Origin of the sequence: Streptomyces sp. NPDC057963 (assembly GCF_042887155.1) — a bacterium.
Taxonomy (GTDB): Bacteria; Actinomycetota; Actinomycetes; order Streptomycetales; family Streptomycetaceae; genus Streptomyces.
In genome coordinates, this window is record NZ_JBHVPX010000002.1 from 401,484 (window position 1) to 426,415 (window position 24,932).

General features: G+C 72.9%; 21 protein-coding genes. 7 read left to right on the plus strand and 14 right to left on the minus strand.

Features of this window, described 5'->3' with window-relative positions; translation table 11 throughout:
* Positions 1 to 29: 29 nt before the first annotated feature.
* The 3 genes from ACFVT1_RS05565 to ACFVT1_RS05575 all read right to left on the minus strand — a co-directional run bounded on the left by ACFVT1_RS05565 (position 30) and on the right by ACFVT1_RS05575 (position 8,264).
* Complete coding sequence (locus ACFVT1_RS05565) at positions 30 to 5,060, minus strand: DNA repair ATPase (protein WP_389792807.1); 5,031 nt, start codon at positions 5,058 to 5,060, stop codon at positions 30 to 32.
* Positions 5,061 to 5,320: 260 nt separating this feature from the next.
* Positions 5,321 to 7,441 carry a flotillin family protein gene (locus ACFVT1_RS05570; RefSeq protein ID WP_389792809.1) on the minus strand — a complete coding sequence of 707 codons (2,121 nt, stop codon included), beginning with the start codon at positions 7,439 to 7,441 and terminating at the stop codon, positions 5,321 to 5,323.
* Positions 7,442 to 7,559: 118 nt separating this feature from the next.
* Positions 7,560 to 8,264, minus strand: coding sequence for a hypothetical protein (locus ACFVT1_RS05575; RefSeq protein ID WP_389792811.1), 705 nt, complete (start codon positions 8,262 to 8,264; stop codon positions 7,560 to 7,562).
* A 276-nt stretch (positions 8,265 to 8,540) separates the two neighbouring features.
* On the opposite strand from ACFVT1_RS05575, the gene ACFVT1_RS05580 reads away from it, so the two are divergent.
* On the plus strand, positions 8,541 to 9,611 hold the full coding sequence (locus ACFVT1_RS05580; RefSeq protein WP_389792813.1) for a PucR family transcriptional regulator: 1,071 nt from the start codon (positions 8,541 to 8,543) through the stop codon (positions 9,609 to 9,611).
* A gap of 329 nt (positions 9,612 to 9,940) precedes the next feature.
* Here ACFVT1_RS05580 and ACFVT1_RS05585 read toward each other — a convergent pair whose 3' ends face one another.
* Entirely contained in the window at positions 9,941 to 10,396 is a 456-nt protein-coding gene (locus ACFVT1_RS05585) for a TerB family tellurite resistance protein (RefSeq protein WP_362192843.1), read from the minus strand.
* A gap of 336 nt (positions 10,397 to 10,732) precedes the next feature.
* Here ACFVT1_RS05585 and ACFVT1_RS05590 point away from each other — a divergent pair, with 336 nt between their 5' ends.
* Both ACFVT1_RS05590 and ACFVT1_RS05595 read left to right on the plus strand, forming a co-directional pair.
* Positions 10,733 to 11,158 (plus strand): BlaI/MecI/CopY family transcriptional regulator, encoded by a 426-nt coding sequence (locus ACFVT1_RS05590; protein ID WP_389793350.1) that lies wholly within the window; start codon positions 10,733 to 10,735, stop codon positions 11,156 to 11,158.
* Between the two features lie 7 nt (positions 11,159 to 11,165).
* On the plus strand, positions 11,166 to 12,140 hold the full coding sequence (locus tag ACFVT1_RS05595) for a M56 family metallopeptidase (RefSeq protein WP_389792816.1): 975 nt from the start codon (positions 11,166 to 11,168) through the stop codon (positions 12,138 to 12,140).
* Positions 12,141 to 12,274: 134 nt separating this feature from the next.
* Here ACFVT1_RS05595 and ACFVT1_RS05600 read toward each other — a convergent pair whose 3' ends face one another.
* Together ACFVT1_RS05600 and ACFVT1_RS05605 are read right to left on the minus strand one after the other, a co-directional pair.
* Positions 12,275 to 13,534, minus strand: coding sequence for a cation:proton antiporter (locus ACFVT1_RS05600; protein ID WP_389792818.1), 1,260 nt, complete (start codon positions 13,532 to 13,534; stop codon positions 12,275 to 12,277).
* A gap of 2 nt (positions 13,535 to 13,536) precedes the next feature.
* Positions 13,537 to 14,007 carry a TrkA C-terminal domain-containing protein gene (locus tag ACFVT1_RS05605; RefSeq protein WP_362192851.1) on the minus strand — a complete coding sequence of 157 codons (471 nt, stop codon included), beginning with the start codon at positions 14,005 to 14,007 and terminating at the stop codon, positions 13,537 to 13,539.
* Positions 14,008 to 14,251: 244 nt separating this feature from the next.
* Between ACFVT1_RS05605 and ACFVT1_RS05610 the strand changes: the two genes are divergently transcribed.
* The gene (locus ACFVT1_RS05610; RefSeq protein WP_389792820.1) at positions 14,252 to 14,647 is read left to right on the plus strand and encodes a nitroreductase/quinone reductase family protein; all 396 of its coding nucleotides are present in this window, start codon (positions 14,252 to 14,254) and stop codon (positions 14,645 to 14,647) included.
* A gap of 121 nt (positions 14,648 to 14,768) precedes the next feature.
* Here the strand turns inward: ACFVT1_RS05610 and ACFVT1_RS05615 are convergent, their stop codons facing one another.
* The 3 genes from ACFVT1_RS05615 to ACFVT1_RS05625 all read right to left on the minus strand — a co-directional run bounded on the left by ACFVT1_RS05615 (position 14,769) and on the right by ACFVT1_RS05625 (position 17,440).
* Positions 14,769 to 16,226: a flotillin family protein gene (locus tag ACFVT1_RS05615; RefSeq protein WP_389792822.1), complete on the minus strand. Its 1,458-nt coding sequence runs from the start codon at positions 16,224 to 16,226 to the stop codon at positions 14,769 to 14,771.
* Positions 16,227 to 16,296: 70 nt separating this feature from the next.
* The gene (locus ACFVT1_RS05620) at positions 16,297 to 16,806 is read right to left on the minus strand and encodes a hypothetical protein (protein ID WP_389792824.1); all 510 of its coding nucleotides are present in this window, start codon (positions 16,804 to 16,806) and stop codon (positions 16,297 to 16,299) included.
* Positions 16,807 to 16,954: 148 nt separating this feature from the next.
* Complete coding sequence (locus ACFVT1_RS05625; protein ID WP_389792825.1) at positions 16,955 to 17,440, minus strand: peroxiredoxin family protein; 486 nt, start codon at positions 17,438 to 17,440, stop codon at positions 16,955 to 16,957.
* Between the two features lie 119 nt (positions 17,441 to 17,559).
* Here ACFVT1_RS05625 and ACFVT1_RS05630 point away from each other — a divergent pair, with 119 nt between their 5' ends.
* The 3 genes from ACFVT1_RS05630 (at position 17,560) to ACFVT1_RS05640 (ending at position 20,698) form a co-directional block, all read left to right on the plus strand.
* Positions 17,560 to 18,345, plus strand: coding sequence for an alpha/beta fold hydrolase (locus ACFVT1_RS05630; protein ID WP_389792827.1), 786 nt, complete (start codon positions 17,560 to 17,562; stop codon positions 18,343 to 18,345).
* 13 nt (positions 18,346 to 18,358) lie between these two features.
* Positions 18,359 to 18,631: a DUF1876 domain-containing protein gene (locus tag ACFVT1_RS05635; protein ID WP_389792829.1), complete on the plus strand. Its 273-nt coding sequence runs from the start codon at positions 18,359 to 18,361 to the stop codon at positions 18,629 to 18,631.
* 408 nt (positions 18,632 to 19,039) lie between these two features.
* Positions 19,040 to 20,698: a SpoIIE family protein phosphatase gene (locus ACFVT1_RS05640; protein ID WP_389793351.1), complete on the plus strand. Its 1,659-nt coding sequence runs from the start codon at positions 19,040 to 19,042 to the stop codon at positions 20,696 to 20,698.
* A gap of 88 nt (positions 20,699 to 20,786) precedes the next feature.
* On the opposite strand, the gene ACFVT1_RS05645 is transcribed toward ACFVT1_RS05640, so the two are convergent.
* The 5 genes from ACFVT1_RS05645 to ACFVT1_RS05665 all read right to left on the minus strand — a co-directional run bounded on the left by ACFVT1_RS05645 (position 20,787) and on the right by ACFVT1_RS05665 (position 24,812).
* Entirely contained in the window at positions 20,787 to 21,635 is an 849-nt protein-coding gene (locus ACFVT1_RS05645; protein WP_389792831.1) for a GNAT family N-acetyltransferase, read from the minus strand.
* A gap of 90 nt (positions 21,636 to 21,725) precedes the next feature.
* A complete protein-coding gene (locus ACFVT1_RS05650) occupies positions 21,726 to 22,385 on the minus strand; it encodes a hypothetical protein (protein WP_389792833.1) in 660 nt (219 codons plus the stop codon).
* Positions 22,382 to 23,680 (minus strand): MAB_1171c family putative transporter, encoded by a 1,299-nt coding sequence (locus ACFVT1_RS05655; RefSeq protein WP_389792835.1) that lies wholly within the window; start codon positions 23,678 to 23,680, stop codon positions 22,382 to 22,384. Before ACFVT1_RS05655 ends, ACFVT1_RS05650 begins: the two co-directional genes overlap by 4 nt.
* A 40-nt stretch (positions 23,681 to 23,720) precedes the next feature.
* Positions 23,721 to 24,338, minus strand: a complete 618-nt coding sequence (locus tag ACFVT1_RS05660; protein WP_389792837.1) for a toxin — start codon at positions 24,336 to 24,338, stop codon at positions 23,721 to 23,723.
* 6 nt (positions 24,339 to 24,344) lie between these two features.
* Positions 24,345 to 24,812 carry a hypothetical protein gene (locus ACFVT1_RS05665; RefSeq protein ID WP_389793352.1) on the minus strand — a complete coding sequence of 156 codons (468 nt, stop codon included), beginning with the start codon at positions 24,810 to 24,812 and terminating at the stop codon, positions 24,345 to 24,347.
* Positions 24,813 to 24,932 lie beyond the last annotated feature (120 nt).

A 24,932-nucleotide genomic window follows, 5' to 3' on the forward strand; every position in this document is an offset into this window, starting at 1 on the left:
GCCTTGCTCCTCTGCGTCGTACCCGCCGGTCAGCGATCTTCTTCGGGGGCGCCGAGCGGGCGGGCCGCGTGCCGGGCCTGCGGGCCTGCGAGCGGGGGGCGTGGGTCCGCGGCCCGGACGATCGCCGACTCGACGGCCGCGATCCGGTCCGCGAGCAGCCCGAGCGCGGCGACCGCTCTCGTCACCGGGTCGCCGTCCGGGCCGCCGAGCGTCTGGGTACGGACGTAGGAGGCGTTGATCGCGGACCGGCGCGCGGACTGTTCGGCGGTGAGCCGCCCGCGCAGCGCGGCGAGTTTCAGCAGGTTGGACTCCGCGCCGCTGGTCAGCGTCTGGGCCTCGCCCGCGTAGTGGTCGTCGATGACCGCGGACAGCTCCGCCTCGTTCATCACCGGCACGATCCGCTCGGCGATCTTGTTCATGTTGCGGTACGAGCCCTGGAGCCGGAACGGCGGCTCGGTGCGTGTCGCGTCCGTCTGCGCGGCGGAGGCGATGTACGCGGCGTTCACGGCCAGCACCGTGTCCCGCGCGGCCAGCAGATGGCGCAGGACCGAGACGATCCGGTCGGCCTCGGTGGGGGCGTAGGGATGGTCGAGCCGGTCCGCGCCGGGGTCCATCCTGCTCGGACGGAGCGGAGTGTCCGGGGCGGGGCCCGTACCGGAGGCGAGCCGCAGGAACCGGGCGAGGTCGTCGCGGGAACGCCCGGCGAGCGGGGCCAGCACCGGGTTGGCGGTCAGCGCGTTCTCGACGAAGCTCAGCGCGAAGACGTCCTCGCGGCCGCTCAGCACCTCGCCGAGGTTCCATACGTCGGCCCGGTTGGCGAGCATGTCGGGGATGCGGAAGCGCGCCCCGGACTCGGTGTACGGATTGCCCGCCATGCACACCGCGAACCGCTTGCCCCGCAGGTCGTAGCTGCGCGGCCCGCCGTCCCGGACGCCCTCGATCCGGCGGGTGGCGTCGCAGAGCGGAATGAATTTCTGGAGCAGTTCGGGCGAGGTGTGCTGGATGTCGTCGAGGTAGAGGAGGGTGTTGTTGCCCGACTCCAGGGCGAAGTTGATCTTCTCGATCTCCTGGCGGGCGGTCGCGGTGCGCGCCTGTGCCGGATCGAGGGAGGTCACGTCGTGGCCGAGGTTCGGTCCGCTGATCTTGACGAGGACCAGGCCGAGGCGGTCGGCGACGTACTCCATGAGCGTCGTCTTGCCGTAGCCGGGCGGCGACACGAGCAGCAGCAGGCCCTGCGAGTCGGTGCGCCGGTCGGCGTCGGCGGTGCCGATCTGCTTGGCGAGGCTGTCGCCGATCAGCGGCAGGTACACCTCGTCCAGGAGGCGGTTGCGGACGAACGCCGACATGACGCGCGGACGGTGGTCGTCCAGCCGCAGCCGGGCGCGCTCGGCGGTGACGAGCGCGGAGCGCAGACGCTGATAGGCGCGGAACCCGGGAACGGCGGCGGTGCGGAACTCGGCCGTACGGGCGAGGAGTTCGTCCAGGCGGACGGTGAGCCGGCCCCGGGTGATGCGTGGATGGGTGCCGAGCAGGCCGTCCACGGTCGCGGTGAGCGGCGCGTCGCACTCGTACCGGGCGAGCACCGGCTCCGGGCAGAGCTCCACGGCGACGGCCTCCGCCAGATCGCCCGCGTCGACCTCCGTACCGCTCGCGGAGGCGTACGGGGCGAGCCAGCCCTCGACCAGCTGGCGCCGGGCGGGGAGGTCGTCGGGGAGGGCGGCGAGGTCCTCGTCGTACGCCGAAGTACCCGTCGTGCGGCGGAACTTGTCCAGGAAGGTGCGGACGGTGGCGCTCGTGACGAATCCGGCGGGGCCGCTGGTCAGCTCCTCGAAGAGGTACGCGGCGACCGCCCGCGCGTCGTCGGCCCCGGACGCCCCGCCCCCGCATCCGCCGGCCCGGACGGCGTCCGCCCATTCCTCCTGGAGGGCCCCGACGGCCGGGGCGAGGCCGAAGGTCTCACGGGCGCGGGCCAGCGAGCGGGCCCGCCGGGTCCAGGAGGTGCGCCGGGTCTCGTCCGTGCCGTACGCCCAGAACAGCTGCGCCGCCGCCCGGACGGCGGGCGGGCAGCGCAGCAGCCCGGCCCCGGCGTGCAGGCCGAGCAGGGTGGTGAGGATCGCGGTGGCGTCCTCGTCGTGGACCCCGCGCTGGTAGCCCTCGTCGTACGCGGAGGCCGCCGACTCCCGTACCAGAGAAGCCAGTTCGTCGGCGTTCAGGGCGGCGAGGGCATCGGTTCCGTGCTCGTCCAGGAGCCGGGCGGCCAGGTGCTCGGCGCGGTAGACGTGCGGGGACTCGGAGGGCAGCGTCCGGTCCCAGTACGGGCGGCTCGCCTCGAACTCCGGGTCGGTGACCGGCGCCCGGTAGTCCGTGCCGGTGAGGGCGAACGCGAGCCGGTCCCCGTGCGGGACGAGCGTCAGGTCGAAGGGCTGGGTGTTCACGGCGAACCGGTGCCGGCCGAGGCGGATCGTGGCGCCGCCGTCCGCGTACAGCTCGCCGCGGTCGCGCAGGGCCCGCCCGGCCTCTTGGCGGGCCGCCAGCAGCTGCCCGTCCAGTTCCTCGGCGCGCACCGGGTCGCCGAGCTCCCGCAGCTCGTCGGCGGTGCGGCGGACCTTGGCGACCATCGGGTCGGAGGCGAAGTACGTGTTTACGGCGTCCGGGTCGGGCAGGGCGGCCAGCCGCCGGGAGACGGTCTCCAGGACCCGGGCCGCCGAATCCGCCAGTCGCTCCGCCCGCCGGGCACGGGCGTCCTGCAACGTCTGCTTGCGGGCCGAGAACGCCTCGTACACCTCCGTCCGCCGCTCGGCCAGCTCGGCGAGGAAGTCGTCGAACTCCGCGAACCGCGACTCCAGGTTCTCCAACTGGAGCAGCAGTCGCGTGAGTTGCTCGTCGCAGGCGTCCGGGGTGTCCGCCGCGGCCAGGGCCCCCGTGACGGCCTGCCCGAGCAGTGCGAACTCTGCCGCGAACTCGGCGCGGCCCTCGTGGTCCAGGAGCTCGCGGCGGCGCGCGTCGAGCGTGGCGCGGGCCCGGTTGACCCCGCCGAGCACCTCGGCGATCCGCTCCAGGATCGACGTACGGACCGTCGCGTCGCCGATGTCGAGCCCGGCGACGACCTCGGTGACGGTGCTCAGACCCTCCGTCATCTCCGTCAGCCGGTCGCCGAGCGCCGAGGCGTCCACGACCGCGGTGAGTGCGGACGCCTCCGCGGTGAGGCGGCCGATGTCCTCGTGGTAGCCGGCGAACGCGTCGTCCCGGCCGAGGAACGCGACGGCACGCTGGGCGGCCGATTCGATGTCGTCGGCCGTGGCGGCGGTGAGTTCGGCGATCCGCTCGGTGTCCGCGTACCGCATCTCGGCCAGTGTCGCCAGCCGGCCGTGGGCGCGGCGCAGCTCGGTGAGCCGGTCGACCCAGGCGGCGGCCGAGCGCGGGGCCTCGCCCCGGATGCGGCGGACGAGCACGGTGAGCCGGTCGGCCGTCCCGGCCAGCGCTTCGGCGGCCTGCCGGGTCAGCTCCCGCACCGTCTCGAACTCGCCGAGGACCTGCTGCGCGGTGTCCCGAAGTTCCGCCAACGGGGCGGCCAGCTCACCCAGTTCGGGGTCGGTCAGCCAGTGGTAGCGGTCGGTGGCGCGGGTACAGTCCGCGACCAGCCGCGCGTACACGGCGGCGGTCGGGGTCGTTTCGGCGGCGCTGTGCGCGAGCGCGAGGCAGTCGGAGATGCCGCGCACCAGATCGGCGTTGCCGACCCGGGCGAGCGGGCCGGTCCCGGCGGGGCGGGACGCGGCGTGGGTGTCGGAGACGTACGGGGTGTGCCAGCGCTGCAACGGGTGGATCCGGGCCGGTTCGCCGCCCGTCGCGGAGTCCCGCAGCAGGACGAGCGTGCCGTCGTCGAGCAGGGCGTGGCCGCGGCCCTGGAGGGGGGTGGCGACCTCCTGCCGGATCAGGTTGTAGGGCAGGAGCAGACCGCGGCCGTCGTCGGGGGAGCGGAAGACGTAGAGGACGTCCTCGCCGTTCGGGGAGCGGACCGCGCCCTCGAAGACCGGGCGGGTGAGCGGCTCCGCGATGTCGAAGGTCTTGGTGGTGCCGGTGGTGAGGTAGTAGCCGCCGGGGAAGATGATCCCCTGGTCCTCCGGGAGCCGGTGGCAGGCGGGCCCGATGAGGTCCAGGCGCAGGACCGTGCCGAGCAGGGTGTTGTGGACCAGATACCGCCAGGACTCCTCGTTGTACGGGCGGACGCGGAGCAGGACCAGCGGGCCGATCACGGCGTGCTCGACATCCGCGTCGGCGAGGGACTGGAGCGGCTCGGTGACCGGCTCCTCGTAGATCCCGTCGGGGGTGTCGGTGTCGTTGACCGCCTTGACGGTGAGGGTGCCGCCCAGTGTGTCGACGAAGAGGACGGCGCCCGTGCCGTCCCCGTCCCCGCCCACGGCGATGTGCGGGTGCCGGCCGAGGACGTGGGACTCGCGGCCCGCGGCGGTCCAGGTGAAGTCGTGCGACGGCGGGAAGACGTGGTCGCGGTCGCCGCGCGCGTCGAGGAACGCCCCGGGCGAACCGTCCGGGGCGAGCGCCCAGCGCAGCACCCGGATGCCGTCGGCGCTCTCCCCGGTACGGAAGACGGCGAGCAGCTTGCCGTCCACGCGGCGCAGCCGCAGGAGGCGGGCGTCGCGGTAGTAGCGGTGCAGGGCGGCGAACTCGCGGACGAAGGCCTCGTCGTCGAGCAGACCGCCCCCGCCCGGCGGCACCTCGTCCAACGCCGGGCCGTACAGGGCGAGTACGTCGCGCACCTCGACGGCCTCCGCCGCCCCCGGGCCCCGCTCGAAGCCGAACAGCAGCCGGCCGCCGACGGCCACCAGGTCGCGGGCCACGGAGGCCCGCTCGGTACGGATCTGCTCGGTACCGGTCAGCCGGAGCTCGGTCGACCCGAACTCCTCGGTGCGCCGCGCGTTGAGCGCCTCGGCGCGGCTCGCGAGGTCGGCGGCCCGGCCGTTCAGCCGGCGGCGCAGCACGTCGTACGTCCCCGCGTCCACGGGGCCGCCGGCGGGCGGTGCGGTCGTGGTGTCGGTGTCCATACGTGCGGCTCTCCCTACGAGATGTGTGATGCGGGGTGGATGCGGCCGGGCGGGCCCGTCCGGCGTCCGGCGTCCGGCGACCAGCGACCGCGGACGAAGCGGGCGGACGGAGCGGCGGCCGGACGGGCTCGATCCGCCCGGCCTGTATGGAGATCAGGCCCGCCCGGCCTGTACGGAGATCAGGCCCGCCTGACCTGTACGGAGATCAGGCCCGCCTGACCTGTACGGAGATCAGGCCCGTCCGGCGATCGGTGTCCGCCCTACGCGACCGGTGACCCGTTCCGCGCGGCGGGTACGTCGGACGCGCCCGCCCCGGCCACCGCGGACACCGGAACGTCCGCCAGCCCCAGCTCCCGTGCCGCGGCCAGCAGTTGCTGCACCTGGCCCGGCGCGACCCCGGCCCCGGGCGCCCGCATCATCCGCATCAGCAGTGCCGACACCGTCAGGTTCTGCACGTCGCCCGTCGACACCGAGCCCAGCACCCGCGTCAGGTCGTCCGTGAACGACGACGTGCCGTTCAGCCACGGCCCCGCGAGCGCCTTCGCCGTGTCCGAGTTCTCGACGAACCCGTCGAAGCTCTTGCCCATCGAGACGGCCGAGACGAGCCGGTCGAAGAAGACCGACTCCCCGCCGACGATGTCGATGTCGGCGTTCTCCAGCCCCGTGGCCAGCACCGTCGCCTGCGCCTCGGCGACCTGCCGCTGCACATCGAGCCCGGCCAGCCGGATCTCCTTCTCCGCGGCGAGCCGCAGCCGGTACTCCTCGTGCCCGCGCGACGCGTCGTCCAGCGCCGCCATCGCGGCGGCCTTCTCGGTGAGTCCGGCCGCCTCGGCCTTCAGCTTCTCGCCGATCATCGCCGCGTCGGCCGTCGCCTGGGCCTGCGTGCCCTCCGCCGCCGCGAGCGCCTTCAGCCTGGACCCCTCCGCCTCGGCCTTGAGGCGGGCGGACGTGGCCTCGGCCTCGGCGAGACCGGCCTTCTCGATGACATCGGCCTCCGCTTCACGCACCTGGATCTCGGCGAGTCCGGGCGCCGCGGACTCCGCCTGGATGCCCTCGGCCAGTCGCAGCTTCGCCTGGGCGTCCAGGTCCGCGGTCTTCAGCCGGGCCTCGGCGAGCGTCAGCTGCTCGGCGGCCAGGTGGGTGGCCGCGGCCTCCGCGGCCTCCGCGGCCTTGATGTCCTTGACCAGCTTCTCCTGCGCCTCCGCCTCGGCGGCGATGATGACCGACCTGCGGGTGCGCTCCGACTCCTCGACGGCGCGCAGCGTCTTGATGGACTCCTCCTGCTCCGCGACCGTACGGTCCACGGCGATCCGCTCCCGGATCACATCGGCGACCTCGCGGCGCTCGGCCTCGACCTCCTTCGTCGCGGCGATCCGGTCGAGTTCGGTCTGCCGCTCGCGCCCGATGACCTCGATCAGGCGGTCCTTCTCGATGCGCTCGTTCTCCACGGCGATGACCCGCTCGCGGTTCTTCTGTGCGACGGCGATCTCCCGGGCCTGGTTCTCGCGCTGGATGCCGAGCTGCTCCTCGGTGCGGATGAACGCGGTCTGGGCGCCGAGCCGTTCCTCCTCCTGGACCCGGGCGGTCGCGGCCTCCTCGCGGGCCCGCAGCGTCTCGACCTCGCGGCGCTGCTTGATCTCGGCCTCGGCCTGCCGGCGCTCCAGCTCCAGGATGGTCTCCCGGGCGTCGACGTTCTGCCGGGTGATCTCCTTCTGCTCGGTGCGCTGGTACTCGTTGGTGCGGACGTGCTCGATCGCGGTCAGTTCGGTGATCTTGCGGATGCCCTGCGCGTCGAGGATGTTGGCGCCGTCGAGCTGCGCCATGGGGGTCTGCTCCAGGAAGTCGATCGCGGCGTCGTCGAGGTGGTAGCCGTTCAGGTCCGTGCCGATGACCCGGATGATCCGGTCCCGGAACTCCTCGCGCTTGGTGTACAGGTCGACGAAGTCGAGCTGCTTGCCGACGGTCTTGAGCGCCTCGGCGAACTTCGCGGCGAAGAACTCCTGGATCGCCACCTTGTCGCTGGCCCGCTCCGTGCCGATGGACTGGGCGACCTTGATGACGTCCTCGACGGTCTTGTTGACCCGCACGAAGAAGTTGATGTGGATGTCGGCGCGGATGTTGTCCTGGCAGATCAGACCCTCGCGCCCGGTGCGGCGGATCTCGATGGTCTTCACCGAGATGTCCATGTACTCGGCCTTGTGCAGCACCGGCAGGACGACGGCCCCGGTGAAGGTGACATCGACCTTCTTGGTCTTGGAGATGATCAGCGCCTTGCCCTGTTCCACCTTGCGGAAGAGCCGGCTGATGACGAGGAGCAGGGCGACGGCGATGAGCAGGGCAACGGCTACGAGCACACCGAAGCCCAGGGTGATGGCATCCATGGCAGTCCTTGGCAGCTGGTGAGAAAGGTGGAGAAGAAGTGGGCGGGGCCGCTCGGACGGTTCCCGCGGGGCGGTTCCGGTGCCGCGGTGCCGGTGCGGCCGCGACGGCGGGCGGGCGTCAGCCGGAAGCCGGTGGTCCCGGGTCCAGCGCCCTGTCGTACGGCGAGACCCAGAAGAACTCGCCCTCGTCGTCGTACGCGTACAGGAGCGCCGCACTGCCCGAGGTGAGCGCCGTGCCGCCCGAGGCGTGCATCGTGCCGCCCGACGTGCGCACCGTGCCGCGCGTGCCGTCCGTCCCGCCCGCGTCGTCCGCGGCGCCCGCCGCGGCGAGCAGCCGGACCTGGACGATCGCGGTGGAACCGTCGGCCGCCGCGACCTCGGCCTGGCCGAAGTCGGAGCTGACGGAGCCGGTACGGATCGTGCAGATTCGGCCGAGGAAGTCCTGCCGCGACGGAGGAGGCACCTCCGGGAAGCGCCGGCGCACCAGGCGCACCAGTACCCGCATCACGACCCAGGCGATCAGCAGCGCCCCGGCGAGCACGGCACAGGCGAGCCCGGCGCGGGTGGGGCCGGTGGCGCCGCTGCGGTGCAGCAGGACCGTACCGGCCAGGCTCGTGAACCAGCCGACGACGACCGTCACGGACACCGTGACGGTGACCGGCACTCCGCCCATCCCGGCCGGAACGGTGCCGAGGTCCCCGTCGAAGGAATGGTGATCGGCCGCACCGACCAGTACGAGAAGCCAGAAGAAGACGACCACGACCAGTGCGGCGCCGAACAGGACGGCCGGAAAGGCGGTTCCCGCGCTCAGGAACTCCTGCATCGGCCCACCCCCTGTCTGTTCTTGCGGGCGGCCCGGTGGCGGGTGACCGCGGTGCCGCGGCACCGCGTGTCGCGGCACCGCAGCAGCCGGGTCTTCCCCCGTATCCCCGTATCCCCCGAGTCCCCCCGTTTGGTGCTGACCGGATCGTGTCACTCGAAGGTGGGTATCGCACTGCCGGAATCCGGCAATCTTTACCAGTCCTTGATGCCGGGCACCGGCACCGGCCCGTATGCGTTGGGTGAGTGTCGATGTCGCGTCAGGATGTGAGGAGTTCGTGTGCCGGAGCCGGAGATTCCAGACGAGTATCTGGAGGGCTATGCCGGGATCCTGGCCGAGGTCGCCGCCACCGGCCGCAGGCTGACCCGGGACGAACTGGACGCCCGCCGCCTCCTGGGCCGGGAGGCCGCCGAGGCCGGATTCCAACTGCGCGCCCTGGTCGGCCGCCATCTTGCGACGACCCGCACCGCCTGGCCGCGCACCGCCTTCACCGATGCCACCTCCACCGACGCCGTGCTGGCCGCGATCGAGCAGGCCGTCGACGCCTTCGCCGAGGGCTTCGAGCGGGCCCAGCGGCTCACCGTGCGGCGCGAGGAGGCGGCCCGCCGCGAGTTCATCGACGACCTGCTGTACGGACGCAGTGACCTGGGCCGGCTCGCCGAGCGGGCCACCCGGTTCGGGCTGCGGCTCTCGCGGGCCCACGCGGTCGCGGTGGCGACGGGCCCGGAGGCGTACACGGAGACCGACTCCGTACCGCGTACGGTCGAGGCGGCGCTGCTCGCGCGTTTCAGCGGCCGGAAGATCCTGATCACGACGAAGGACGGGCGGCTGGTCTGCATCGCCCCGGGCAGCCAGCCCGATGTCCTGCGGTATTTCGCCAAGCAGTCGCACGCGGCGACGGACGGCGGACGGGTCGCGGTCGGCCGCCCGCACCGGGGCCCCGGCGGCGTGGTCCACTCCTACGACGAGGCGCTCGAAGCGCTCGACCTCGCCGAACGGATGGATCTGGACGAGCCGGTGCTGTACGCCTCCGACCTGCTGGTCTATCCGGTGCTGACCCGGGACCGGCAGGCGATGGCCGATCTGGTGCGCAGTCAGCTGGGCCCGCTCCAGCAGGCCCGCGGCGGCGCCGAACCCCTTCTGCGGACGCTCACCGCCTACTTCGACGCGGGCTGTGTCTCCGCCGAGACGGCGCGCCGGCTGTCGCTGAGCGTGCGGGCGCTGACCTACCGGCTGGAGCGGATCCACCAGCTGACCGGTTCCGACCCGTCCGACCCGATGCACCGCTACACGTTGCAGACGGCGGTCATCGGCGCCCGGCTGCTGGACTGGCCGGCCAAGGAGTTGTGACGTGGGGCGCCGCGCGGCCGGGGGAGGGTGAAGAGCGGCCCGGCCGGACCTTCTGGGCCCGGCCGGGCCCCGACCTCCTCAGTCCGACCCGACTTCCTCAGTCCGACCCGACCTTCTCGGGCCGACCGGGCCGACCGGGCCGGGCCGGGCCGACCGGGCCGGGTCCAGGAGGTCCCGGTCCCGCAAAGAAAGTGGCCGGAGGCGCGCATCGGGGGAGTAGCGCGCCTCCGGCCTGCCGGACGCGGACCGGTGGTCAGCCGGTCCGCGGTCATTCCGGCGGTCTGGGGGCGGGGCCGGACCGGTGGGCCGGTCCCGCCGGGCAGGGAGACCTACAGGTCGAACTCGTGCGGCGGCAGGTCGAGCGCGAAGCACGCCTCCCGCACGACGGCCTGTTCCGACTTGTCGAAGTCGCCGTCGGCGCCGCCGATCACGATGCCGATCTGGATGACGGCACGCGCCTCGGCGGGCTTCTTCTTCGCCTTGCCGATCTCCTGGAGCACGCTGACCTTGCCGAAGGCGAAGTCGGCGGTGAGCTTGTTCACGTAGTCGTTGAAGCGGCGCTGCAGGTCGTCCGCCGGGAAGTTCTGCAGAACTTCGTTGGCGGCGATCAGCGAGGCGACACGCTGGCGTTCGGACGGGTCGACGGAACCGTCGGCAGCGGCGACCAGGGCGCACATGGCCATGCTCGCGTCACGGAACGCCCCGCTCTTCAGGTCGTTCTTCTTCGCTTCCAGCTGCGACTGCATCGACGAAGCGGATTCCTTGATCCGATCCCACAGTGCCATGTCGTCGTCTCCATACGTTGCGTTGCGTTGTGTTGCCGGAACGGAAGCCAACTCTACAGACGTGTAGAAGTTAGCAGGGCGGGTGCCCGCTGTGTCCCGGAAACGACAGTAAGTAGGATGCTGCGACGCCGCGGCCGACGCGGTATCGCAGAAGGGCGGACCCAGATGGACTCGGCCAGGCCCGGCCACCCACCGGACAACGAGCCGCCCCACGCAGAAGTGCCCGCCCAGGTGGCCCCGGGCGCGGCACGCCCCGATCCCGTACGCCCCGATCCCGTACGCCCCGATCCCGTACGCCCCGACAGCCGGCGGCTCCGAAGGCGCGGGCAGGGCGAACTGGAGGCCCAGGTCCTCGCCGTACTGCACTCGGCGAACGGCCCCGCGACGGCAGGCTGGGTGCAGGAGCACCTCGACGGCGACCTCGCGTACACCACCGTCATCACGATCCTCTCCCGCCTCTACGTGAAGAAAGCCGTGACGCGTTCCCGCGAGGGCCGCTCCTACACCTGGACGTCCGCCTCCGACGAGGCCGGCCTCGCGGCCCTGCGGATGCGCCGCGTACTGGACGGCGAACGGGACCGGGACGCCGTGCTCGCCCACTTCATCTCGGCCCTGTCCCCCGGCGACGAGGAACGGCTGCGTGCGCTCCTCGCGCGGGCGGCGACCCCGGACGACCCGGGCGGCCTGGACGACCCGGGCGGGCCCGGTGATTTCGGTGATCCCGGGGATCCGGGCAACTCCTCGGACACGGAAGGCCGATAGCGGTCCGATGGGGGTCTTCGTCTATCTGCCGCTCGTGCTGCCGCTGACCGCGCTGCCGATCGCGCGGCTGGCCGAACAGCATCTGCACCCGCGCAGCGCGACCCGGCTGCTCGCCGTCGTCGGCACGCTGCTCGCCCTGTGCAGCACCCTGTGCCTGGCCCTGCTGATGGTGGTCGGCACGGCCCAGCTCCCGGGCAACCCGCTGCCGGACAGCTGGTCGGACCCTCAGGTGCGGAACGCGGTGCCGTACGAGGTGAAGGCGGGCATCGTCGCGATCGGGGTGCTGGCGGCGGTGCTCGGGGCGTGCGGCTGGACGGTGTACCGCCATGTGCGGCTGCGCGTCCGGGCCGGCCGCGCCTTGTCCGCCGCCCCTTCCGTGCTCTCGGGCGACGTAGCCGTGCTCCCGGACCCGGAACCGTACGCCTACGCGCTGCCCGGCAACCCGGGCCGGGTCGTCGTCTCGACCGCGATGACCCAGTGCCTGGACGCCCGTGAGCGCCGGGCCCTGATCGCCCACGAGCGGGCGCATCTGGCCGCCCGTCACCACCGCTACCTGCTGGCCGCCCAGCTCGCGGCGCGCGCCAACCCGTTCCTGCTGCCGCTGCGTACGGCGGTGGCGTTCAGTACCGAACGGTGGGCGGACGAGGAGGCCGCGCGTGCGGTCGGCGACCGGCGGGTGGTGGCGGTCGCGGTCGGCAAGGCGGCGCTCTTCTCGCACCGCGCCCCGGACGCCTCGGTCGGCTTCGCGGCCTTCGCCGCCGCCGCCGGCGCTGCCGCTCCGGGCTCGGCGGCGGGCCCCATACCGCGCAGGGTGGCGGCGCTGCTCGCCCCGGTCCCCCCGACGCGGCTGTGGCCCCCGTCGTCCGCCCATGCCGCCCTGGCGGCGCTCGTCGCGGCGGCGGGCACGGCGGTCTCGGCCCTGTCGTCGCTCAACGCCGCGGTGACGCTGGTGCAGATCCTGCACGCGGCGACCCTGCTGTGAGCCGTACGGAGGGGACGGGCCCGCCGGGGCGCCGGTGGCCGGGCGCGCGCCGTCCTCTCCGTACGGGCCCGCCGGGGCGCCGGTGACCGGGCGCGCTCGCGCGCGGCCACCACGCGGCGCCACCGCGGCCGGGCTCAGTCGGCGGAGGAGGCGAACTCCTCCTGCGCGACGGGTGCCGGACGGTTCGCGGGAACGCCGCCGCCCGCCGTCCTGCCGCCTGCCGTCCCGCCGCCGTCCCGGCCCCGCCACGCCTGGATCCTGGCCACGACCGGCTGGGTCCAGCGGGCGGTGAGCGGTCCGACGATGACGAGGATGAGGACGTACGCGGTGGCGATGGGCCCGATACGGGGCTCGGTCGCCACGGCCAGACCGGCGATGACGATGGAGAACTCACCGCGGGCGACGAGCGTTCCGCCGGCCCGCCACCGTCCGCGCGAACCGATTCCGGCCCGACGGGCCGCGTACCACCCGGTGCCGATCTTGGTGAGCACGGTGACGACGGCCAGCAGGGCCGCCGGGAGCAGCACCGGCGGGATCGCGGCCGGATCGGTGGAGAGCCCGAAGAACACGAAGAAGACGGCGGCGAACAGATCCCGCAGCGGCGTCAGCAGCTTGCGCGCCCCCTCGGCGACCTCGCCCGAGAGCGCGATCCCGACCAGGAACGCCCCGACGGCCGCGGAGACCTGCAACTCCTGTGCCACACCGGCCACCAGGACGGTCAGCCCGAGCACCACCAGGAGCAGCATCTCCGGGTTGTCGGAGGACACGGCCCGGCTGATCAGCCGCCCGTGCCGCAGCGCCAGATAGAGCACGAACCCGACGGTGCCGAGCGCGATGAGCAGCGCGATGCTGCCCCCGGCGAGTCCCACACCCGCGAGCATCGCGGTGAGCAGCGGCAGGTACACGGCCATCGACAGGTCCTCGATGACCAGGACGCCGAGGATGACGGGCGTCTCCCGGTTGCCCAGCCGCCCCAGGTCGGTGAGCACCTTCGCGATCACCCCGGACGAGGAGATCCAGGTGACCCCGGCCAGTGCGACGGCCCCCACGGGACCCCAGCCGAGCAGCAGCGCGGCCACCGCCCCCGGGGTCGCGTTGAGCACGAAGTCCACGGCGCCGGACGGGTATTGCGTCTTGAGACTGGTCACCAGCTCCGAGGCGCTGTACTCCAGGCCGAGCAGGAGCAGCAGGAGAATGACCCCGATCTCGGCGCCGACGGCGGTGAATTCCTCACTGGCCCCGAGCGGCAGCAGCCCGCCCTGCCCGAACGCGAGGCCCGCCAGCAGGTACAGCGGGATCGGTGAGAGACCTATTCGCCCGGCGAACCGTCCGATGATTCCGAGGCCCAGAATGACGGAGCCGAGCTCCACCAGCAGTGCGGTCGTGTCGTGCACGGTCAGCCCTCCGCAATGATCTCGGAGAGCGTGTCGACGCCCTCCCTCGTACCGACGACGACGAGCGTGTCCCCGATGGCCAGCCGGAAGTCCGGTCCGGGCGACGGATGCGCGCTGTGGGTCCGCAGCACGGCCACGATCGAGGCCCCCGTCCGCGTCCGCGCCTTCGTGTCCCCGAGCAGTCGGCCGCCGTACGGGGAGCGCGTCCCGAGCGGAATGTGCTCGGTGACGAGATCGATGCCGTCGGTCCGGACGGCGTCGATGGGCGCGGCGTCGATGAGGTGGGCGAGACCGGTGGCCTCCTGCGGTGTCAGGGGTACCGAGAGGCGGCACGAATCGGGATCGTCCTGGTCGTAGAAGCCGATGAACCGCCGCCCGTCGTGGTGGACGACGACGGAGATGTGCTGGCCCGACTCGGTCGTGTAGTCGTACTGCACACCGACTCCGGGCAGCGTGGTGCGGTGGGTTCCCATGGCTTCCTCCCGAGGTGTGCGGCGGTGCGGCGACGCACTTGGTGATCTCTTTAGCTGCTCATTACCTTATCCGGAGGCTTCCGCCGCTCCCGGTCCACGGGTGCGGCCGGGCCCCGGCCGACCCCGGCCGGCGCGTCGGAGCGGCCTCGTGGGCCCCCGGCGCCGGCCGGTCTAGACTCGCCCCGGCCGGAGAGCGGCCGGGCCACCTCCCGGTCGACCGCAGCAGCCGGCGGAAGGGCCGGGCATGTCGCGCAGCCGAGAGTTCAAGTTCCGGGCGGTCACGTCGTTCCAGCGGCATGTCGCCAACCCGCTCACCAGGCGGTTGCCGTCCCAGATCCTGCTGGAGACGACGGGCCGCACCTCCGGCCTCCCGCGCCGCACCCCGGTCGGCGGCCGGCGCGTGGGCCAGGCGTTCTGGCTGGTCTCGGAGTACGGCGAGAAGTCGCAGTACGTACGCAACATCCAGGCCGACCCCCGGGTCCGGGTCCGGATCGGGGGCCGGTGGCACACGGGCACCGCCCACCTGCTTCCCGAGGACGACGCCCGCGCCCGGCTCAAGGCGCTGCCGCGCTACAACAGCGCGGCGGTGCGGGTCCTGGGGACCAACCTGTTGACGGTGCGGGTGGACCTGGCGGACTGACGCCGGGGCACCGAGGCGCCGGGGCGCCGGGGCGCCGGGTTCCATCGGTCCGGACGTGCGCGTGCCCGGCCGGTGCGGTGCGGTGCGGTGCCGGCCGGGCACGGGCGGGGTGCGGCCCGGATCAGTCGGTGATCTCGATCTTCCCGTTGGAGGCCGCGGCGGCGGCCGCGTCCGGGGCCCGGTCGGGCAGATCGGCCGAAGTCCCGGCGGCGGTGCCGCCCTTGAAGTTCTTCAGCAGGGCCGCCAGGTCGACTCCCGTGGCGGAGCTGAGGAGTTCCATGCCCTGGGCGACGTTGTCCGTGACCGTGCGCGACAACTGGCTCGCGCCGTCCGTGGAGATGACGGTCATCTTGTCGATGGCGCTCAGCGGCTCGGACGCCTTGGCGACGACGTTCGGCAGTACCTCGACCAGCATCTGGAGCACGGCCGCGTCGCCGTACCGGTCGAACGCGTCCGCCTTCTTCTGCATGGCCTCGGCCTCGGCCGCACCCTTGGCGGCGATGGCCGCGGCTTCCGCCTCGCCCTCGATGCGTACGGCGTCGGCGAGGGCCGAACGGTGCAGCTTCTCGCCCTGACCGGTGAGCCGGGAGCGCTCGGCGTCCGCCTCGGCCTCCTTGACCTGGGCGATCCGGCGGGCCTCGGCCTCCTGCTCGGCCTGGTAGCGGGCGGCGTCGGCGGGCTTGCGGACCTTGGTGTCGAGTTCGCGGTCGGTCAGCGCGGCCTGGCGCTGGGCGACCTTCTCCTGCTCCGCGAGGACTTCCTGCTGGCGGGCCGCCTCGGCGAGCGGGCCCGCCGCGTTGGCCTTGGCGGCGGCGGCTTCCGTCTCGGCCTTGATCTCGGCCTGCTTGAGGTAGAAGGTCCGCTCGGCGATGGCGATCTCCTCGGCGGCCTTGAGCCGGGCCTGCTCGGAGGCGCGCTTGGCGATCGCCTCGGCGATGTCCGCCTCCTGCTTGGCGCGGGCGGCCTCGGGGCGGCCGAGGTCTTCGAGGTAGGAGCCCTCGGTGGTGATGTCCTGGATCTGGAAGGCGTCCAGGATCAGGCCCTGCCCGGAGAGGCTGGCCTCGGCCTCCTCGGCGACCTGGCCGGCGAAGGCGGCACGGTCCCGGATGATGTCCTCGACCGACATCCGGCCGACGATGGCGCGCAGCGCGCCGGAGAGCACTTCCTGGGTGAAGCCGACGATGCCGTCCTGCTGCTGGAGGAAGCGCTGGGCGGCGGCCCGGATCGCTTCCTCGCTGCCGCCGACCTTGACGATCGCGACGCCTTCGAGGTGGGACTTCACCCCGCGCAGGGTGACGGCTCCGCGCACGGCCACCGGGATGTGCCGGCTGGACAGGTCCAGGGTGAACTTCTGCTGGACGAACGGGACGACGAAGACGCCGCCGCCGACGACGACCTTCTGGCCGCTGTTGTCGATGCTGGTGCGGCCGGTCACCGGGTCGGTGGACTTCTTGCCGCGGCGGCCGGTGATGATGAACGCCTCGCTGGGCCCGGCGACCTTGTAACGGGTGACGACGACGAGGGCGAGGAGTACGAGGAGTACGACGACTCCGACGACTGCGGTCACGACTGGGCTCATAAGGGGATCCCCCCTGCCTCCCTGTGGGGACGGCAGTTGTTTTCGGGCGGTGTATCGGCTCGGGCGGTGGTCAGCGCTCGACGGGGCGGACCGCGACCGAGGTGGTCGACAGCGTGGCCTCCACCCAGATCTCGGTGCCGCGTTCGACCGGCGCCGGGCTCTTCGCCGCCAGCTTCACGGTCTGGCCCGCCATGCGCAGCAGGACCTCGCCGTAGCCGTCGGCCGGGATGGCGGTGACGACCGACCCGGACGTGCCGACGAGATCGTCGCTGCGCGGGGTCGCGCTGGTCTGGTCCCGCATCAGGGCCCGGCTGAACTTCCAGGTCAGCCAGGCCGCGACGGCTCCGGCGAGCACTCCGGCGGCGGTCGCGGCGACGGTGCCGGCACCGGTGGTGCCGAGCACGATCGCGCCGCCGAAGCCGAGCATCGAGAGGAACCCGGCGATGACGGGGAGAGAGAGGAGGCCGTCGAAGAGGCCGTCCAGGACGCCTCCGAAGAGACCTTCGAGGATGCCGTCGAAGATCAAGGACAGGACGAGCAGGACGATTCCCGCAATGCCGAGACCGAGAAACAAGGTCATGCGGTCACCCTCCCTGATCCATGGGTTCCCCGGACACGGTTCCCCCGATCACGTCTCCCCGGACGTCTCTCCCTCGAACATTTCTGTCGAACTGGCTGGATGATCCCATACATACCCGGCAACAGATACTGCCGGGTTCCGGCAATCTTTACTCGGTTTTGATGCCGGACAATTGTTCGGCCAGGGTGTCCAGCGACTGGAACGTGGCTCCGAGCAGTGCGACATGCTTCCAGCGCAGTACGCCGTCCGGCCCGATGAGGAAGACCGCGCGGCGCACCCCGATCCCGGGCGCCGCGACACCGTACGCCCGCGCGGTCTCCCGTCCGGCGTCCGCGAGCAGCGGCATCCGCAGCCCGTGGGCGTGCGCGAACGACTCATGGCTGTCCACACCCTGTGGACTGATTCCCCAGACCTCGGCGTCCAGCTTGCCGAAGGTCTCCATGCCCGAGGAGTACGAGCAGAGCTGCTTGGTGCAGACGGCCGTGTTGTCGCCCGGGTAGAAGGCCAGGACCACGGCGCGGCCGCGTGCCGCGGAGAGGGTGTAGTCGCGGCGCTCGAACGCCTCACCGGTGAGCACACCGCCCGGCAGCGTGAAGTCCGGGACAGCCCGGCCGAGTTGTGGTGACGATCCCATGTCGGTTCCTCCGTGGTCCGGTGCCGCGGGCGCCTTCCGGCCCGTGCTCCGTACAGCATGCTCGTCAGGGGGCCGGTTGCCGCACCCGGAGGTATGTATGACCGCACCAGGAGGTACGTATGACAGACCGCCGACCACCGTCCGCGGCCGTGCTCCTGCTGCACGGCGGCGTCGAAACGGGCCTGGGCCCGCCCCTGCCCGGCCCGCTGAACGTGCCCGCCATGCGGATGCGCCCGTTCGCGCGGGCCGTCTCCCGCGCCACGGGCGAAGGCGCCGCGGGTGTTCTCGTACGCACCGTCCGCTACACCCATCGAGGCTGGAACGGCCCGCGCGAGGACCCGCTCCACGACGCCGTCCGCGCCCTCGACACCCTGCGCCGCGAGGCCGGCGAGATCCCGGTGGTCCTGGTCGGCCACTCGATGGGCGCCCGCGCCGCCCTGCGCGCCGCCGGGCACCCGCTGGTGCGCGGGGTGGTGGGCCTCGCCCCGTGGTGTCCGGCCGACGACCCGGTCGTCCAGCTCGCCGCCCGCGACATCGTCCTGCTGCACAGCACCCGCGACCGCGTCACGGACCCCCGGGCGTCCCAGATCCTCACCGCCCGCGCCCGCCGGTCCGGTGCCCGCGCCTGCCTGGTCGCGATCCGGGGCAGCGACCACGCGATGCTCCGGCGCGCCGGGACCTGGCACGCGCTGACGGCCCGGATCACCACCGGCCTGCTCGGCCTGGGCCCGCTGCCCGAGGAGGTCGCGACGGCCCTCCGGCTCCCGCCGGACGCCACGGCGACCCGTGGAACCCTCGACGTCGACCGGATGGACCGCATCCGGCCCGGGAACCGGCGCGGGAACCGGCGCGGGCGCCCGCCCGGTCCGTGGTGCAGGGGCGGGGGAACGGGCGCACCCTGGTAGGGAGGTGATCGTCATGATGCACACAGCTGTCGGGTGGCATGTGGAGCTGGAATTCGAGGAGGACAGCCACCGCACCCGCGCGGCCGCACTGGTGCGGCTTCCGGACGGGTCCGAGGTGCGGGCCCACGGATATGCGAGCCGCCACCCCTCCGACAAGGAACAGCCGAGAGTCGGCGAGGAGATCGCGGGAGCCAGAGCACTCAACGAGCTGGCGATGAAGATGCTGACGAAGGCGCACGACGAGATCGACGAGGCGTCCGGCCGGACGTCGCACCCGCTCGCCTGAGCCCTGATCGGGAGTCCCGGACGTCCTCGCGTCCGGGACCCGCGGGCTCTGCGCGGGCCCGTGCCGGCGGAAGCCGTACGGAGGCCGCGGGAAGGCCGTACGGAGGCGGGAGGCGGGCGGTGTCCGGAAGGCGGGCGGTGCCCGGGGCTCCGGCGGCGTCCGGAAGTCCGGCGGTGTCCGGGCGGTGGGCGGTGTCCAGGAGTCCGGCGGACGCGGACATGGACATGGATGCGGACATGGCGGGGTGCGGCTGCGGATGCGTGACGGGGGCGGGCGGCCGACGATGGAATGCCGGGCTGCGGGAGGTCCGTGCCCCCGCCCCAGGAGGTTGACGTGCCGGCCGATGCGTACACCCACAGCGGGGTGCCCTTCGACCCCGCGGCCGTGGTGGCCCTGGTCGACGGCACCATGGCGGGGGTGGGCGTGCTCGACACGGGGCTGCGCTATCTGTACGTCAACCCGGCCCTCGAACGGCTCAACGGCGTTCCGGCCGCCGAACACCTCGGACGCACCGTCGCCGAGGTCCTCCCGGGGGTCGACGCGGGCGAGGACATGATGCGGGCCGTGCTCGCCGACGGGAAGCCCCGCGAGATCACCTCCAGCGGCTACACCGCCGCCTCGGCGGGCCGGGTCCGGCGGTACTGGCACGGGGCGTACCACCGGCTGGAGGTCGGCGGGCGGATCGTCGGCCTGGCCGGGATCGTGCTGGAGGTCATGGGCTCGGAACAGGGGCGGCACGAGCTGGAACAGGCCCGGCGGCACATGTCGATGCTCGACGCCGCGGCCACCCGGATCGGCACCACGCTCGACATGGACACCACGTGCGCGGAACTCGTCGACCTCGTCGTTCCGGGGCTGGCGGACCTCGCCACGGTCGAGGTCTTCCCGCCCGACGTCGCCGCCCCGGTCCGCCCCGCGCCCCCCGGGGTGCTGCGGCTGCGCAGGGCGGCGCTGACGGCGGTGGCCGGGCTGCGCGCCGAGCTGCCGGGGTTCGGGCTGACCGGTGAGTACGTCGACTACCAGGAGGGCGCGGCCGTACAGCGCTGCCTGGCGGCCAATCAGCCGGTCGTGGAGAACCACGCCACCGACGAACAGCTCATGCGCTCCGCCCCCGTCCCCGAACGGGTCGCCGCCTACCGCGCCCTCGGGATGCACTCGGCGGTCATCGTGCCCGTCGGCGTACGCGGCCGTCCGCTCGGCGTCCTCGTCCTGATCCGGGCGGGCGACTCACCCGTCTTCACGGACGACGACGTGGTGGTCGCCCGGGAGCTCGCAGGCCGGGCCGCCGTCGATCTCGACCACGCCCGCCGGTACGGCCACGAGCACACCATCGCCCTGGAACTCCAGCGCTCCCTGCTGTCCGAGCCGCGCCCGCCGCACCCGCACATCGAGATCGCCACCCGCTATCTGCCGGCCGACCGGAGCGTGATGGTCGGCGGCGACTGGTTCGACGTCATCCCGCTGCGGGACGGACGGCACCTGAACGCGATGGGCGATGTGATGGGCCACGGGGTGGAGGCGGCGGTCGCCATGAGCCACTACCGCTCGCTGCTGCGGATGTTCGCCGACGACGAGATGCCGCCGCACCGCATCCTGGAGCGGCTGGACCGGATGGTCGAACGGTCCGGGATGGACCGGGCGGCGACCTGCCTGCTGGTCGTCGTCGACCGGTCGGGCACGGCGTGCGAGGTGGCGAGCGCCGGACATCTGCCGCCGGTGCTCATCGATCCCGGGAAGGCCGGGACCAGGGTGCCCGACGAGGTACCCGTGGGCCCTCCCCTCGGTACCGGGTTCGGCGGGTACCGGACGGCATCGATGCGGTTCGGGCCGGGCACCGTGCTGTTCCTGTACACCGACGGTCTGGTGGAGCGGCGGGGCGAGGACATCGACGTGTCGGTCGGCCGCCTCGGGGAGCTGACCCTGCCCGCGAGCGGCAGCCTCGACCTTCTGCTCGACGAGGTGCTGAGGCGGTTCGGACCGGGTGCCGAGGACGACATAGCGGTACTGGCCTCGCGCACCCGGCCCTACCCGGGCGCCACCACCGCCCCTCGGTCCGCGACCTCTTGATCCGGGCCGCCACCACGGCGAGCAGTACCCCGCCACCAGCGCCGGCCGCGCCCCGAACCGCGGCGTCAGCCGGCCGGAGAGCGGCGCCTCAGCCCAGTTCCAGGCTGGTGATGCCGAACAGCCCGGAGTGGTCGACGTCCGGTGACGGGCCGGTGTACATCCGGGCGGTCTCGAACGACGGGGTGAGGCCCAGCTGTTCCGCGAGACGCACCGCCGCCGGGTTGACGTCGGGTGCGTCGATCGCCACCGCGGTCTCCGGGGCGCCGGCCGCGAGCGCGCCGACCAGGGCACCGGCCACCTCGGGCGACTCCGCGTACACCGGACCGATACGGGACGACGTGCGGCAGGGACGCAGCACGGCGAGGCCGCACAGCTCCCCGTCGCGGACGGCGGCGAGCGAGGTGCGGGCGGGCCCGGCGATCCACGGCGCGAGGAAGCTGTCGCGGTCGGCGGGGAAGAAGCGGCGGTCGTAGTCGGCCAGCCGGTCGAAGGGGAGGGTGCGGGCGTCGACGAGGACGGTGCCGGACGGGGCGGCCAGACCGGTGGGCGGGCGGCCCTCGTAGCGCAGGGTCGTCCAGACGGAACGGAATCCGGATTTACGGTAGTTGGGCTGCTGGGCCACCACCCCGTCCAGCCCGATGTTGCGCCCCTCCAGCCGTGCCGTGCCGGCCCGCCAGAGCCGGCTGCCGTAACCCTGTCCGCGCAGCTCGGGGCGGGTGAGGTAGAAGCCGAGGAACCCGTGGCCGGAGCCGTAGCGGACCACGGAGACGCAGGAGACCGGATCGCCGTCGAGCCGGCCGATCAGGAATCCGCGCGGGTCGGTGGCGAAGAAGGCGTGGCGGTCGGTCAGGCCGGGGTTCCAGCTCTCGGCGTGGGCCCATTCGGTCAGCATCGTGAGGTCGTCGGCGCTTGCGGTGGTGATCTCGAAGTTCGGCACGGGGCAGCTGTACCCGTGGGCGATCGTTTCGACGCCCGCGCCCGGCCGGCCCGCTCGCCGATCAGACGAACCGGCCGGCCCGCTCGCCGATCAGACGAAGAGGAACGCGCCCGCGGTCGCGGCCCCCAGCGACGCACCGGCGACCGTCTGCGCCACCGAGTGGTACCCGAGCGCGACCCGCGACCAGCACACGGCGACGGTCATCGTGTAAGCGAGCAGCCACCACGGCGAGTGGACCGCCGCGGCCAGCGCGACGACGGCGGAGGCCACCGCGGCGTCCACCGAGATCTTCCAGACGGTGTTGACGGTCAGAAGGATCACGGTCATCGCCCAGAGCGCGAGCATCGCCACGAGGATGCCGGTGGGGGCGTGGCCCAGGACCATCACCAGCGAACCGGCGCCGATGGAGCCCAGGATGACGAAGAAGATCGGGGCCCGCTTGGTGCGGTCGACGACATGGCGGTCGCCCCAGGTGCCGCGCCCGCGCTGCCATTCGATGTACCCGGCCGGAATGAGCCCGGCGCACAGGGCGCCCAGCAGGCCCCAGAGGAGCCCGGTCCAGTGGCCGGCGGCGGCCAGGCCGATGCCGAGCATGCCGACCAGCAGGACGTTGCGGGGCTGGAAGATGTCGGTGACGGTGCGCGCGGTGCCGGTGGCCGGCGATGCGGGGGCGTCGGTGGTCCCGGCGGCGTCAGGGGTGCCCGGGGCGTCGGGGGTGCCCGGGGTGCCGGGGGTGTCGGTGCGGGTCATGCGGTCTCCTCCAGGGAGGGCGTGGGGGTCGGCCCGTCGGCATCGGCGGATGCCGCGGACCTGGCGTGTTCCAGGACCTGTTCCGCCCGCTCCGCCGTGACCGTCCGGTAGGCGGCGGCCACCCGTACCAGCCAGGCCACCTCGCCGTCCTGGTCGGTGGCGTGCTGGGTCTCGACCGTCGCGGCGGCCGCGGCGGGCGCTCCGGCGTTCCTGGACCGCAGCGCCGCCTTGATCCAGTACGCGTCGGCGAGCGGTCCGGCCTTCTCGCGGTCGGGGGTGCCGTCCGCGGCGGCGGCCTTGGCGGCCGGGAGCAGGGTGTCGGGGACGTAGTGGCGCAGCTTCTCGACGGCGTCCGCGATGTCGGCGGCCCAGCGGTCGACGCGCAGGTCCGCGGGGGTGCCGAAGCGGGTCAGTTCGCGGACCAGCGGGGCCGGGGGGTCGAAGGGCTGGTCGGGGAAGGCCGTCATCAACTCGTACCAGAGGCCGTGCAGTCTGGCCTGGGCCCGCCACAGCTTCGCGCGGCGCCGCCCCTTGCTGAGGGCGGGGATGGAGGCACCCACCGCGAAGAAGGCGAACAGCACCACCTGCGCGGCCTCGGTGACCTCGTCGAACCGCAGGGCGAAGGACTCGCTCGGGGTGTCGGCGACGCTGATCCACAGGAACAGGGTCCGGCTGACGGTGTATCCGACCCCGATGAACATGGCGAAGGTCATCATCCCGAGACCCACGCGCAGATGACGCATCCCGGCACCGGCGGTGGCCAGCGCCCACTGGTACGCGCAGACGGCGGACGCGGCGCCCAGGTAGAGGTAGAACACGCTCATGTACAGCGTGGCGCCCCACTGTCCCGCGTGGTCGGCGACGAAGCGGTCCGAGGGCACGGAGCGGTCGACGACGGTGAAGAACAGCACCGTCAGCAGGATCAGCGTGGCGACCGACGCCTTGGCCGCGACCTGCTGGATGGCGCGGGCGAACCGTACGTGGCGCGGGACGGTTCCGGCGTCGGGGTACTGGCCGTAGATCGCGACGATGTAGCTGAGGATCGCCAGGATCGCGATCGTCGCCGTGTAGTGCTTGATCAGGACGGCGAGGTCGGTGACGGCGCTGTCGTTGAGCGCGATGCGCACGGCCCGGGTCTTGGTCCACAGGGCGGCGGCGAACCCCGCGTAGCAGCCCCACAGGGCCCGGCGGCGCTTGTCTTCTTCGTCGCCCCACAGGGCGGCCGGCATGCGCCAGAGGGCGACGGCCGTCATCAGGGCCGCTATGAGATAGCCGGCGAGATCGAGCGGGGTCACGGCAATTCCTCGGGGGTGGGGAGAGCGGGAGGGGACGGTGTCAGGTACGGCGGAACAGGCCGCGGCGGCGGGTGGCGACGGGGCGGGAGAGGGAGTTGGCCAGCCGCCCCACCATGTCGTCGCTCGGGACGTCCCTGGCCATGCGGGGAATGAGCGAAGCGCCGAACTCCGCCATGCGCTCGTCGTGGGTGTCGTACTGCGCGCGGGCCTGCACGGTGCCGTCCCCCGACCGGAGCGCGTCGGCGATCGTGGCGGCCACGGGCGGCGCGGCGGCGGGGGGCTGCGGCGGGGGTTCGGTTCCGAGGACCCGGCTGATCAGCGAGGTGTCGAAGACCGGCAGCAGCCGCCGGAGCTGTTCCGGGTCGAGCGAGGTGCCGTGGTCGAACCATTCGTGGCACAGCTCGTGCAGGATGACGTGCTGGGTCTGGTACGCGGTCGGCCGGCGCCGGTAGAGCACGAAGCTGGTCCCGCCGGTCTTCAGCCGCAGACCGCAGGCGGCGTTGACGCGGGCCAGCCGGTCGGGCATCTCGTGCAGCACGATGGTGCGGCCGCGGGCCGCCTCCATGTTCGCCACCAGTGCGTCGATGGAGAAGGGCGCGGGGATGGGCAGGTCGGCCAGCCCGGCCTCGCACTCCTTCCGTAGTTCGCGCAGGGACATGGAGACCTACTTCGCCGGCTCGCCGCGGGGTCCCGCGCCGTCGTCGCCCGCCGCGCCCCGCCGGTCCCTGGCGTCCTCCAGCAGGGAGAGCGCGAACTGCAGCAGCTCCGGCGGGAGGCCGTCCTCGTCGAGGCCGCGCCCGGCCACTCCGCTGATCTCCCCCGTACGCCGCTTCGCGAGGAACTGGAGACCGGCGACGACGTCGTCGACGACCTCGGACTCCTCCTTGAAGAACCGCCAGTCGACGCCGAAGCCCAGACCGAGTGCCTTGAGGATGTCCTCGGACGGCTGGGTGACCTTTCCGGCCAGGATGTTGGAGAAGTAGCTGTGCGAGAGGGCGCCGCCGCGCTCCTTGACCAGGTCGGCGAAGACCCGCCCCGAGATCTTCTGGCCGGGGAACGTCTTCTCCACCATGTACTCGACCTTCTGCCGCAGCGTCCGCAGCTCCGGTGCGCGCTCTTCGCCGATGTCCATCCGGCCCCCCACGTATCCGTCCCCGTCCGACCGGTGCCGCACGGTCTTCGATTCCGTCAACGGGCTCGTACTGTAACGAACCCCGATGCGGTGGCCTCGACGCGGGAGGCGGAACGCGGG